Here is an 11,895-nt window from a genome sequence, read left to right on the forward strand (position 1 = left end):
GGTCCCGGTGGTTCCGGGACCCGATCCCACCCCTCGGTCGACCGGTCCGGAGGTCAGGCCAGGGCCAGGGCCTTCGTGGACCGCCGCGGTGCGGGGGAGGTGCCTTGCCGGGAGACCGGCGGTTCGAGCTCGGTGGGGTCGGGTTGGTCGTCGCCTCGGAGCAGGGAGGCGAGGGAGGTGCGGGCGCGGGCGACGCGGGAGCGGACGGTGCCGATGGGGCAGCCGATGGCTCGGGCGGCTTCGGCGTAGGGGAGGCCGAGGAGTTGGGTGAGGACGAAGGCGTCGCGGCGTTCGGGTGGGATGGAGGAGACGAGTTCGGCGAGGGCGACGCCGTCCTCGAAGCCGGGGAGGCCGAGGGGCTGGGTGTGTTCGGCCTCGGCCTGCCAGTCGTGGCGGTCGGAGAGCCTGGGGCGGGCGGCGGCGTGGCGGAGGCTGTCGACGACGGTGCGGCGGGCTATGGAGAGGAGCCAGGTGCGGGCGGACGAGCGTCCCTGGAAGCGGGGCAGCGCGGCGATGGCGCGGAGGAACACCTCCTGGGTGAGGTCGTCGGCGGCCTGGCGGTCGGCGCTCAGATAGGCGACGTAGCGCCAGACGTCACGCTGGAGGGCGCGGACGAAGAGGTCGGCCTTCGCGGGGTCGCCGTCACGTGCGGCCAGGGCGAGGAGCGTCGTCGCCGCGTCGGAGGCGGCGTCGGGTGCGTGGGGGGAGCGGGCGGGGTTCTTCGGTCCCTGGTGGAGGGTGTCGTGGGCAGCAGTCATCGCCACAAGTCCTTACGAGGCAAGGGGAATCCGGCGGCGGGCGCGGGTGCGCGGCGGCGCCGGTGAGGGGTCGCGGCCTGCCGTGGCGGCATGGCCGATGCCCGAGCGACGGCGGTGAGGGTCGGGTGCCGTCGGGCTCGGGGAGCCGGCTGTCAGATGACAGCGGGCTCCCTCGGGGGACCCCGGGAGACGACGGAGCGGGCGAGGAGGAGCCCGCGGGGAGCGCGTTCGTCGTCGGCGGCGCGTGCGGGCCGGACGCGAGGGCGTCGCGGAGCCGCCGGCACGACGGCGGCGAGCAGGAGCCACAGGTGCCACGGGGGCCGGAAGCGCCACAGCGGCAGTGCGCGTACGAGACGGAAGACGGCTCGTTCGCCGTACGCCATCCAGAGGCCGCTCAGGAGTGCGGCGAGGAGGTGGGCGGAGAGCATGCCGAGGGAGGACGACAAGGAGGACATGTTCGTCACGTCGTGGGCGGCGGACGGGGTGCTCGCGGGCACGTGCCCCAGGGCTTCGTGGGCCATCGTCATGTGGCCCATGGCCGCATGGCTCATCGTCGCGTGAGCCGTGGCCGCGTGGCCCATGGCGGCCTGGTCCGTCGCCGCGTGCCCCATGGCCGCGTGCCCCATGGCCGCGTGCCCCATGGCCGCATGGGACATCGACATCCGGTCCGTCACCGTACGGGCCGTCCCCGGCTGACCCGACGCCAGGGCCTCGTGCCGCTGGGACCAGGAGAACGCCGTGTGCAGCACGCTCTGGACGGCCACGGTCGCCGCCGTCACCGCCAAGAGACCGCGCTCGCGCGCGGCCAGGATCCAGGCGACGGCGAGCGTCCCGGCCGACGCGGCTGCGAGGGCGGCGGCGGGCAGGTCCTGTCCCGACATGGCGACGTGGCCGGTGGCCGCGAGCAGCACGCAGACGGCCGCGAACATCGCGGCCCGGGCTCCTCGCGAACATCGGCCTGGCGTCATGGCGTGCCCATCCTTGCACCCTCTCCGGAGGCATGCGGGCGGGTACGGCGGTCACGGCCGCCCCCCTCGACCTCGTCGGGTCATGAGTACGCGAGTGTGGCGCGAGCCACAAGAGTGCCTCGGGAACTCCCGGCGCTCCCGCCACGACTCATCGAGGGCGAAGGCGGCGGAGGTCCGACCGCCGTGCGGGAGGGGGAAGCCACGTGAAGTCCGCGGGCACGGCGGCACCGACGGGTGCGACGACGGCCGGAGTCGGGCGTGGCGCGCCGCCGGGGCTGACCGCGCTGCTGACGACGGCCATGGCCTTCTCGATGATGCAGCTCTTCCTGATCGGGGCGCTCGGACCCCGTCTCGTGGAAGGACTCGGGGTCTCCGAGACGTTGCTCGGGCTGACCACCACGGTCGGCTTCGGCACCGCCGCCGTGCTCTCGCCGGCCGGTGGACGCATCGTGGACCGCGTCGGCCCCCGACGTGCGCTCGTCGCGCTGCTCGCCGTGTCCGGGGCGGCGCTCGGGCTGATCGGCGCGGCGCCCGGGCCGGCCGCGCTCCTCGGGGCGGTCGCGCTCGGCGGGCTCCCGCAGGCGCTCGCGAACCCGGCCACGAACAAGGCGATCCTGGCGGCCGTCCCGGCACCGCGCCGGGGCGCGGCCACGGGTGCCAAGCAGTCCGGCGTCCAACTCGGGGCCTTCGCGGCCGGGTTGCCGCTCGCGGCGGCCGCGGGTCTGCTCGGCTGGCGGGGTGCCGTGTGGGTGGCGGCCGTGGCCGCGCTCGCCGCGGCCCTGTGGGCCCTGCGGGCGCTGCCGGCCGACCCGCCGTCGCGGACGGGTGCCGCGCTCCGCGCACCGGCCCCGCCCGACAGCCCCGTGCCGTGGCTCGCGGGCTTCTCGCTCTTCCTCGGCGCGGGCATCGCGTCCGTCAACACGTATCTGGCGCTGTTCGGCGCCCAACGGCTCGGCATGGGACCGACGGTGGCGGGTGCGCTCGTCGCGGTCCTCGGCGTCGCGGGGATCGCCGGGCGCGTCGGCTGGTCCCGCGCCGCCACGCCGGGCCGCGCCCCCTGGCTGCCCGCGATCCTCGCCGGCGGGGCCGTCGGCGCGGCAGGGCTCCTGTTCGCGGCCGTCCGGGTCGAGCCGCTGGTGTGGGCGGGCGCCGTGGCGGTGGGTGTCTTCGCCGTGTCCGGCAACGCGGTCTCGATGGTCCTCGTGATGCAGCGGTCGGCCCCCGGGCGGGCCGGACGGGACTCGGCCCTCGTCGCGGCCGGGTTCTTCGCCGGATTCGCCCTGGGGCCGCCGCTCTTCGGGCTGCTCGCCGAACGCGGCCGCTACGGCGACGGGTGGGTCCTGGTCGCCGGCGAGTTCGCCGTCGCGGGGGCCGTCGCCCTGCTCTGGGCGGTCAGGGACCGCCGTTCGGGCCCGGGCGCTGCCGCGTGACCGGCGAGAGGAGTTGGGCCGAGGACGCGCTCGGTCTCCTGCTCCGGCGCGTGGAGGAGACGTACGGGCAGGTCGGCGACCGTTTCCCGCTGTACGCGGACCCCGACAGCGGCGTCTGGACGAGCACCGGGCGAGGGTCGTGGACCGGCGGCTTCTGGGCCGGACTGCTCTGGCTCCGCGCCCGGCACACGGGCGGGGAACCGGACCGCTCGGCGGCTGCCGCCGCCACGGCCCGCCTTGCGCCCTGGGTCGACGCGGACACCGCGACCCGCGGCCTCATCCTCTGGTACGGCACTGCCCTGGCAGCCGACGACGACGTGGTCGCCGCCGCGTTGCGCGAGCGCGCGGCGAAGGCCGTCCTCGCCGGGTGGGACCCGGTACTCGGTGTCGTCCCGTGGGGCGCGGCCCTGGGTGGCCCGCGGCTGCGCGCCCGCGCGGACGGCGTCCCCGGGCTCGTACCCCTCCTCACCGCTGCCGGACCGCAGGGGCGGGCAGCCGCTGCCGCTCACCTCCACCGTCACCTCGACCTGTGCCTCGACGGTGACGGCGGCGGGCGCCCCCACCCGGCGTGGCGCTGGGCCGAGCCGCGTCGGGGCCGCGCCCCGGATGCCGACTCCGTGCCGGAGGCGGACCCCGTGTCCGGCTGGGTGCCGGAGGCGGACCCCGCGCCGGGTTGGGCCCGCGGCGAGTCGTGGCTGCTCCTGGCCGTCGCGGACGGCTTGCTCCACGTGGGCGGCCGGCGCCCCGGCGACGTGCTCCCGAACGGACGGCTCGAAGGCGACCCGCAGGATGCCCCGCAAGGCGCCCCGCACGGAGGCGCCCCGCTCAGCGCAGATCCGCCCAGTGCAGGCCCTCCCAGCACGGGCCCGCGCAGTGCAGCCCCGTCCAGCGCCGCCCCGCCCAGCGCAGCCCCGCCCCAAGCCGCCCCGCTCCACGCCGCCCACGAGGCACCATGGCTTACGGGCCGGCTGGCCGAGTCCGCCGAACGACTCCTCCTCCAGGGCGAGTTCCTCGACGGTCCCCTCGTTCCGCCTGCCGAAGCCGGTGAGCCCGAAGGCCCCGTGGACACCTCCGCCGCGGCCGTCGCCGCCGTCGCCCTGCTGAAGCTCGCGCGCGTTCCGGGGGCGGGGTGGGCGGAGGCGTGTGCCGACCGCGCGGAGGCGGTGCTGCGCCGGCTCGTGGAGGTCCACCTCACCCGGCCGGGCGGGGGAGGGCGGCCCGCAGGGATGCTCCTGGACGGCTGCTACGACAAGGGGACGGGTACGGCGATCGGCCACGAACTGGTGTGGGGCGACTTCTTCCTGGCCCTCGGTCTGTCCGGGCTGCTCGGGCGCGTCGACCTCACGCGGACGTGACGGAGGGGTCCGGTCGACGGCCGCGCAGCACACGTGCGGCCACGGAGGAGACGTGGTGTTCGTCGGGTCCGTCGAGGATGCGGGCCGTCCGCCCGGTGCGGAGGAGGGCGGGCAGCGGGGTGTCGGGGCCGAGTCCGGCGGCGCCGAAGACCTGGACGGCGCGGTCGGCGACGTCGTGGAGGGCGCGGGCCGCGGCGGTCTTGGCGAGACCCGCCTCGACGTGGGCGTCGCGGCCCTCCGCGACCAGCGCCATCGCCTCGTACACGAGGGGGCGGGTGCCGCGGAGGGACAGCAGTGCTTCGAAGACGTGCTGTCGGACGAGCTGGCGGTCCGCGAGCGGGCCGTGGGCCCCCTGCCGCGCCACGGCACGGTCGCACAGGAGGTCGAAGGCGCGCTGGGCCTGACCGACCCAGCGCAACGCCCTTAGTGTCCGGCCGAGTTGGAGGCGTTCTGCCGCGATCGTGAGGGCCTGGCCGGCTTGGCCGACGAGGTGGTCCTCGTCGATGTCGACGTGGTCGAACTCGATCTCGTACTGGCCGGTGGCGCCCAGGACGGGCAGTTCGCGGACGACCCGGAAGCCGGGGGAGTCGGTGGGGACGAGGAGCAGGGACAGGCCTTCCCGGTCCCCGGTCGTGCCGCTCGTGCGGGCGAGTACGGTCACCAGGTCGGCGTCCCCGGCGTTCGACACGAACCACTTGCGCCCCGTGACGGTCCAGCCGCCGCCGGTGCGGGGTTCCGCCCGGGTGGCGGTGAGCAGCGGTTCGGTGCCGGGGGTGTCCGGTTCCGTCATCGCGTAGCACGTGCGGAGCTCGCCCGAGACCAGGCGGCGGACGTACGCGGAGCGCACGGCGGTGGAGGCGTGCCGGGACAGCATGGTGACGTCGAGGAGTGACGCCGAGCCCAGGGCGGCGGGGCCGTGGTCGCTGGCGCCCTCGGCCTCGGCGATCGAAGCGTAGGCGGTCAACGACAGCCCCCCGCCGCCCAGTTCGGACGGGAGCGGCAGAGCCCAGAGGCCGGCCTCGCGTGCCGCCGCCCGGAGGTCGTCGCGCAGCTTCCGGGCGGCCGGTCCGCCCTCGTCCAGCTGGGTCTCGTACGGGAACACCCGGTCGCGGACGAAGGCGGAGACCCGCTTCCGCAGCGCGGGGAGGTCTGCACCGGGCTCGCCGCCGAAAGTCGTTACGTCATGGTCCGTCACTGTTTCCTCCGTCTTGGGAACTCGACAGAACACGCGTCCGACTGCCTGCCCGTGGAAGTGGTCGGGCGTACCCGCCCGTCGGTTCCCGTGAACGTGACAGCCCCGTGCGCCGGCCATCGCCGCGCGAGGAGAGGAGAGGCATGGCGTCACCAGCGACCACGCACAGCGCGGACCGCCGCCCGTTCGGCCCCCGGAGTCCGCTCGACGCCCTGCGCGTCGACATCGGCGGCCCTCCGGCGCTCACCAGGGTCGTCGCCGACCATCTGAGACGCCTGGGCGGACGAGTCCGGGACCCGTACCTGGACATCGACTTGGGCTCGGCCCCGGGCTCGGGCTCGGGCTCGGGCACGAGGGTGCCCTCGGGCTGGGCGTCGGCGTCGGCCTCGGCCTCGGCCTCGGCCCCGGCCCCGGCCCCGGCCCCGGGCTCGGGGGAGATCGTCCTCGGGGGCGGCGGGTTCTCACCGGTCACCGCCGAGACCGCCTGGGGTGCCCTCGGCTCCGGCATCGAGGACGAGGCCACCGCCCAGGCGGCGACCGGCGTGATGGCCGTGCACGGCCGCCGCCACGGTGCCCCGCGCGGCCTGGGCGTCGACTACCTGGCCACCGCCACCGGAGTGCTCACCGTCCAGGGGCTCCTCGCGGCCCTGGTCGCCCAGGCGCGCGGCGGTGACGGGCCCCGCCGTGTGACCACCAGGGGCGACCGGGCCGGCCTGCTCACCATCTCCCAGTACCTCGCGGCGTCCGGCGCCGACGAACCCGAGGCGGTCGCACTTGCCGCCGGCGGGCCGCCGTTCACCTCGGCCGACGGCGTCGTCTTCGAGCTGGAGACGCTCGATCCCGGCTCCTGGGCAGGCTTCTGGCGCACCCTGGGCGCACCGGCGGACGCGATGCGGGCGGGCTGGCCGCCGTTCCAGTTCCGCTACGCCACGGCCTGTGCGCCCTTGCCGCCGGTCCTGCACGAGGTGACGCGCACCCACGGCATGGAGCGCATACGGCGGGCGGCCGCGGGGGCCGGGGTCGAAGTGTGTCCGCTGTGGACGCTCGCCGAGCGTGCGCAGGAGGACGACGGAGCCGACCCCTGGTCGCTGCGGACCCTGCTTCCCGGGTTTCCCGGTGCCGTCGTGGCCGTGCCGCCGACCTCCCGCGACCGGCCGCTGGAGGGGATGACGGTCCTGGAGGCCGGGCGTCGCATCCAAGCACCTCTGGCCGCACACCTGTTGGGGCTACTGGGTGCGCGTGTCGTCAGGATCGAGCCGCCGGGCGGCGATCCGCTGCGCGGGATGCCACCCGCCTGCTCGGGCGTCTCGGCGCGCTGGCTCGCCCTCAACCGGGGCAAGGAGGCGGTCGAGATCGACATCAAGTCGTCCGGCGACCGGCGGCGGCTCCGGGAACTCGCCGCGGAGGCGGACGTGTTCCTGCACAACTGGGCCCCGGGCAAGGCGGCCGAGCTCGGCCTGGACGCCGACGACCTGGCGGCCGTGAACCCCGCGCTCGTGTACGCGTACACCGGTGGGTGGGCGGACCGGATCGCGGACGCGCCCATGGGGACGGACTTCATGGTGCAGGCCCGTACGGGTGTCGGGGAGGCCGTGCGGCCCGAGGGCGAGCCGGCCGCGCCGTCCCTGATGACGCTGCTCGACGTGCTCGGCGGACTGCACGGTGCCGAGGCCGTGCTCGCCGGGCTGCTGCTCCGCGAGCGCACCGGGCACGGTGTCCGGGTCGACTCCTCGCTGCTCGGCGCGGCCGACACCCTGCTCGCCCCCGCGCTGACGCGGGCCGGCCGGGGCCTCGACGCGCGTACCCCGGCTGGATTCCGGCACCCCGTGCGGACGTCCGACGGGTGGATCGCGCCGAGCGACGACAGTGCGGCGGCCGCCGCCGCGTACGACCTCGGCGGCATGTGCACCGAGGAGGGCCTGCACCGGCTGCGCTCCCGGGGTGTGGTTGCGACCGCCGTCACCACCGACCTGACCGACCTCCTGCGCGACCCGCGCCTGTCCGGCCCGATCGGCCGGGACGCGCACGGTGCCCTCGCCGTTCCCGACCCCTGGAGCCTCGCGTGACCGTCACCCTCACCGATCTGCTGCCCGCCGGACTGCGCCGCTCGTGGGCGGTCGACGGCACCTGCCCGGACCTCGATCTCTACAGCCTGTTCCGGGCCCGGCAGATCGCCGACCTGCACCGGACGGCGATCCACGACGCCAAGGGCACGCTCTGCTACACGGCGCTGGACCGGAAGGTCCGATGTCTCGCCGAGGGGCTGCGGGGGCTCGGCGTCCGGTCCGGGGACGTCGTCGCCGTACAGCTGCCCGACCGTCGCGACGCCGTCGTCGCCGACCTGGCCGTCGCCGCCGTCGGCGCGGTCGTGCTCCCGTTCCCCGTCGGGCGCGGGGTGGTGGAGGCGGAGTGCCTGCTGCGGCGGGCGGAGGCCGTCGCCGTCGTCGCCGCCACGGAGCATCGGGGCCGGACGCCCGCCGCGGACCTGGTGACGCGCGCTCCGGCGCTGCCCGCGCTCCGGCACGTGATCTCCGCCGGACCGGGCACCCCACCCGCAGGAACGATTCCGCTCAGAACGCTGCTGCGCACCGACCCCACCGGCTTCGTCCCGGCCCGTCCCGATCCGGACAGCGCCGCGCGCATCCTCGTCTCGTCCGGCTCCGAGGCCGAACCGAAGATGATCGCCTACTCCCACAACGCCCTCGCCGGCGGACGGGGCAACTTCCTCGCCTCCCTCATGCCCGACGGCACCCCGCCCCGGTGCCTCTTCCTCGTGCCGCTCGCGTCGGCCTTCGGGTCGAACGGCACGGCCGTCGCCCTCGCCCGGCACGGCGGATCCCTCGTCCTGCTCGACCACTTCACCCCCGACGCCGCCCTGGAGGCGATGCGCGCGCACGCGCCCACCCACGTCCTCGGCGTCCCGACGATGATCCGGATGATGCTGGAGCACCTGGAGCGGACGGGGGAGAGCGTGCCCGCGCCGACCGCGCTCGTCCTCGGCGGCGCCCCGCTCGACGAGGCAACGGCCTCCGCCGCGGCCGCCTCCTTCGGCTGCCACGTCGTGAACCTGTACGGATCGGCCGACGGCGTCAACTGCCACACCGGCCTGGAGCACAAGGTCCCGCCCACCGACCGCTCCGGCGTCGTCGCGGGACGGCCCGACCCGCGCGTCGCGGAGATCCGGGTCGCCCACGCCGAGACCCACGAACCGCTGCCCGACGGACAGACGGGCGAGATCGTCTCGCGCGGACCCATGACCCCGCTGTGCTACGTCGCCTCCCCGGAGCTCGACGCCCGCTACCGCACCCCCGACGGCTGGGTCCGCACCGGAGACCTCGGCTACCTCGACGGCGACGGCGTCCTGCACGTCGTCGGACGTCTCAAGGACGTCGTCATCCGCGGCGGCGCCAACATCAGTCCGGCCGAGGTGGAACGCGAACTCGCCGCGCACCCCGCCGTCCGCGACGTCGTCTGCGTGGGCGTCCCCGACGCGCTGATGGGGGAGCGGCTCGCGGCCTGCCTGGTGGCCAGGGACGGAGCGCGCCCGACCCCGTACGAGCTCGGCACGTACCTGACCGCGCGCGGTGTGGACCCGTACAAGCACCCGGAGCACGTCGTCGTCCTGGACGCGCTCCCGCTCACCGCCGCCGGCAAGCCGGACCGGGCGGCCCTCCGGCACCGGGCCGCGGGCGAGGTGTCGGCCGCCGCACCGGTCCGGGGATGACACGGCGGGGGGAGGGGTACGCCGGCGGCGCGCCCCTCCCCCCGCTCGTGCGGGTCAGGAGGTGCCCATGGCCTTCCTCAACTCGGCGGCGGCCTTCCGGTACACACCCAGCAGGTCCAGGTCCTCGCCCGGGTAGTTGACGATCTGCACCTGCTTCGCGCCCGTGTCGGGCAGCACCGTGCCCGTCGACATGTGCGCGTTGTCGAGGACGAAGGCCGGTTTCCGCGCGGACAGTTCGGCCAGCTGCGCCGGGGTGACCGGCTCGGGGCCGTACGTCCCCACGGTCGTCGCCCCCGCGAGGCCGGCCGCCCACCCGGTGAAGGCCTGGCTGACGACGACCGGGCTCTTCCCGCCCGGCCATGCCGACGTGAGCTCCCTGTTCAGCTCGGCGACGTCACCATCGAGCCGCGTCTTGAACTGGGCGGCGGCTTCCTTCGTGCCGAACAGGCCGCCCAGGCGCGTGATTTCGGCTCCGGCCTTCGCAGGGTCGTTGTCGAGGTTCACCTCGACCAGCTTCGCCTTCGAACCGGCCGCCTCCTTGATCTTCGCCGCGTACGGCTCGAAGGGCGCGTAGAGCACGAAGTCGGCGTTCGCCACGGCGGCCAGGTCGGAGGGCTTCGGGTCGTAGTCGGGGGCGTGGTGGACCGACTGCGGCACGATGACCGTGACGTCCTCGGCCCCGGCGGCCTTGGCGAAGGCCCCTTCCCAGGTGGTCGTGACGACCACCACCGGCTTGCGGCCGGCGCCCTTCCGGGCCTCCGCCGCCGGGGCGTCCTCGGTCCCGCATCCGGCGAGGAGCGGAAGCGCCGTGGTCAGTGCGAGGAGGGAAGCGAGACGGGCGGTACGGACGCGGGTGCGCGCCATGAGCGGTTTCTCCGTTCGGGAACGAGGTGCGCGGCGAGGACGACGGCCCCCGCCGTGAGGACGAGGACCGGGCCCGGGGGCCAGTCCAGCCAGAGGGCCAGCAGGAAGCCCACGAGGTTGACGGCGACGCCGATGCCGACGGCCCACAGGGTGATCCCCCGGAGGGAGCGGCCGAGGCGGCGCGCGGCGAGCGCCGGGAGCAGGGTGAGCGCGTCGACGAGCAGGGCGCCGGTGAGCTTGATCGCCCCCGCGACGGCCACCGCGACGAGGACGAGGAGCGCGGTGGTGAGCAGGCGGACCGGCACGCCCGAGCACTCGGCGAGCTCGCGGTCGTACAGCAGGAGGGCCACGTCCCGCCGCTTCCACCAGAACAGGGACGGGACGACGACGGCGAGGACGCCGAGGACGACGAGGTCGGCGGTGCCGACCGACAGGATCGAGCCCCACAGCAGGGCGAACGCCCCCGACGCGTTGACGCCCGAGACGGCGAGGACGAGCAGCGCGGCCGCGATGGCCAGGCTCATCAACAGGCCCATCGCGCCGGACAGTCCGTCGGGAGTGCGGGCCAGCGGGGCGACCCCCGCGCCGGACAGCGCGCACGCCGCCAGCGCGCACAGCATCGGGTCGAGACCCGTCAGCAGGCCGATCGCGATGCCGAGCAGCGCCACGTGCATCATCGCGAACCGCACCGGCATGATGTCGAGCCCGACGATGATCACGCCGATCACGGGCAGCCCGGCGGCCGCGAGGAGCAGGGCGATCCCCGCCCGCCGCACCGGCACGAGCTCCAGCATCGCCCCGAGGTCGGCCGCGGCGAGCGCGCTCACCCGATCTCCCTGAGCCGCCCCGCGGCCATCTCCAGGACCCGGTCGCAGCGTTGGGCGAGGGACCGGTCGTGCGTGACGACGACGAGCGTCACCGGCAGGGCGGCCAGCACGTCCGCCGCCTCCTCCTGCCCGGCGAAGTCGAGCGCGGCGGTCGGCTCGTCCGCGAGCAGCACCCGCGCCCCGGCCGCGACGGACCCCATGGCCCGGGCCAGGTACATGCGCTGCAACTGCCCGCCGGACAGCGTGCCGACGGGCCGTCCGGCCAGGGCGCCGACCCCCAGCCGGTCGGCGGCCGCGGCGGCGTCGGCCGGGGCCCCGCTGCTGGCCAGGAGCTCGTCCCCGCGCAGCGGGAACCGCCCGGCGGCCGGCTTCTGAGGGATCCAGGCACAGGACCGCCGCCGCCAGGCCCACTCGGCCGTCGTGCGCGCCGACCGGCCACCGACCTCGATGGTGCCGTCGACCTGCCGGTGCAGCCCGAGGACCGCGCGCAGCAGCGTCGTCTTCCCCGACCCGTTCGTCCCGGTCAGCGCCACGCGCTCACCGGCGGCGATCTCCAGGTCGACCTCGGCGACCGCCTCGTTGCGGCCGTGCCGACAGGCGACGCCCCGCATCCGTATGTCCAGTCCGCCCATTCCGCGCCTCTCCCCGCCGCTGTGCCCGTGCGGTGGAGGAGTCGTACGGACCGGGCGCCGGGTTCCCACCCGCCGGCGGGAACCGGGGGACGCCGCCGCCCGACCCCTGACACGACGTCACTCCAGGCACGTACGACCACACGGC

Annotated in this window: 10 protein-coding genes; 4 read left to right on the top strand and 6 right to left on the bottom strand. The window is 75.8% G+C overall.

All coding sequences use genetic code 11. The annotated features are described in order from the left end of the window. Positions 1-53: 53 nt before the first annotated feature. Together ACFCY7_RS17140 and ACFCY7_RS17145 are read right to left on the bottom strand one after the other, a co-directional pair. Positions 54-758 (bottom strand): sigma-70 family RNA polymerase sigma factor, encoded by a 705-nt coding sequence (locus ACFCY7_RS17140; protein ID WP_376485692.1) that lies wholly within the window; start codon positions 756-758, stop codon positions 54-56. 152 nt (positions 759-910) lie between these two features. Then, positions 911-1,687, bottom strand: a complete 777-nt coding sequence (locus tag ACFCY7_RS17145; protein WP_376485694.1) for a hypothetical protein — start codon at positions 1,685-1,687, stop codon at positions 911-913. Positions 1,688-1,929: 242 nt separating this feature from the next. Between ACFCY7_RS17145 and ACFCY7_RS17150 the strand changes: the two genes are divergently transcribed. Together ACFCY7_RS17150 and ACFCY7_RS17155 are read left to right on the top strand one after the other, a co-directional pair. Then, complete coding sequence (locus ACFCY7_RS17150) at positions 1,930-3,156, top strand: MFS transporter (protein WP_376485697.1); 1,227 nt, start codon at positions 1,930-1,932, stop codon at positions 3,154-3,156. Continuing rightward, positions 3,153-4,511, top strand: coding sequence for a sugar ABC transporter permease (locus ACFCY7_RS17155; protein ID WP_376485699.1), 1,359 nt, complete (start codon positions 3,153-3,155; stop codon positions 4,509-4,511). Before ACFCY7_RS17150 ends, ACFCY7_RS17155 begins: the two co-directional genes overlap by 4 nt. Here ACFCY7_RS17155 and ACFCY7_RS17160 read toward each other — a convergent pair. Next, positions 4,498-5,706 carry an acyl-CoA dehydrogenase family protein gene (locus tag ACFCY7_RS17160; protein WP_376485702.1) on the bottom strand — a complete coding sequence of 403 codons (1,209 nt, stop codon included), beginning with the start codon at positions 5,704-5,706 and terminating at the stop codon, positions 4,498-4,500. The two genes, ACFCY7_RS17155 and ACFCY7_RS17160, sit on opposite strands and share 14 nt — an antisense overlap. 140 nt (positions 5,707-5,846) lie before the next feature. Between ACFCY7_RS17160 and ACFCY7_RS17165 the strand changes: the two genes are divergently transcribed. Together ACFCY7_RS17165 and ACFCY7_RS17170 are read left to right on the top strand one after the other, a co-directional pair. Further along, on the top strand, positions 5,847-7,769 hold the full coding sequence (locus ACFCY7_RS17165; RefSeq protein WP_376485704.1) for a CoA transferase: 1,923 nt from the start codon (positions 5,847-5,849) through the stop codon (positions 7,767-7,769). Beyond that, positions 7,766-9,427: a class I adenylate-forming enzyme family protein gene (locus tag ACFCY7_RS17170; protein ID WP_376485707.1), complete on the top strand. Its 1,662-nt coding sequence runs from the start codon at positions 7,766-7,768 to the stop codon at positions 9,425-9,427. Before ACFCY7_RS17165 ends, ACFCY7_RS17170 begins: the two co-directional genes overlap by 4 nt. Positions 9,428-9,481: 54 nt before the next feature. Here the strand turns inward: ACFCY7_RS17170 and ACFCY7_RS17175 are convergent, their stop codons facing one another. Genes ACFCY7_RS17175 through ACFCY7_RS17185 form a run of 3 tightly spaced genes read right to left on the bottom strand, consistent with a single transcriptional unit; the run spans position 9,482 to position 11,750 of the window. Further along, positions 9,482-10,291, bottom strand: a complete 810-nt coding sequence (locus tag ACFCY7_RS17175; RefSeq protein WP_376485709.1) for a metal ABC transporter solute-binding protein, Zn/Mn family — start codon at positions 10,289-10,291, stop codon at positions 9,482-9,484. Continuing rightward, complete coding sequence (locus tag ACFCY7_RS17180; RefSeq protein WP_376485712.1) at positions 10,240-11,118, bottom strand: metal ABC transporter permease; 879 nt, start codon at positions 11,116-11,118, stop codon at positions 10,240-10,242. Before ACFCY7_RS17180 ends, ACFCY7_RS17175 begins: the two co-directional genes overlap by 52 nt. Then, complete coding sequence (locus ACFCY7_RS17185; RefSeq protein WP_376485714.1) at positions 11,115-11,750, bottom strand: metal ABC transporter ATP-binding protein; 636 nt, start codon at positions 11,748-11,750, stop codon at positions 11,115-11,117. The genes ACFCY7_RS17180 and ACFCY7_RS17185 overlap by 4 nt, the downstream gene beginning before the upstream one ends. Positions 11,751-11,895 lie beyond the last annotated feature (145 nt).

Origin of the sequence: Streptomyces sp. NPDC056361, assembly GCF_042262805.1 — a bacterium.
Lineage (GTDB): Bacteria > Actinomycetota > Actinomycetes > Streptomycetales > Streptomycetaceae > Streptomyces.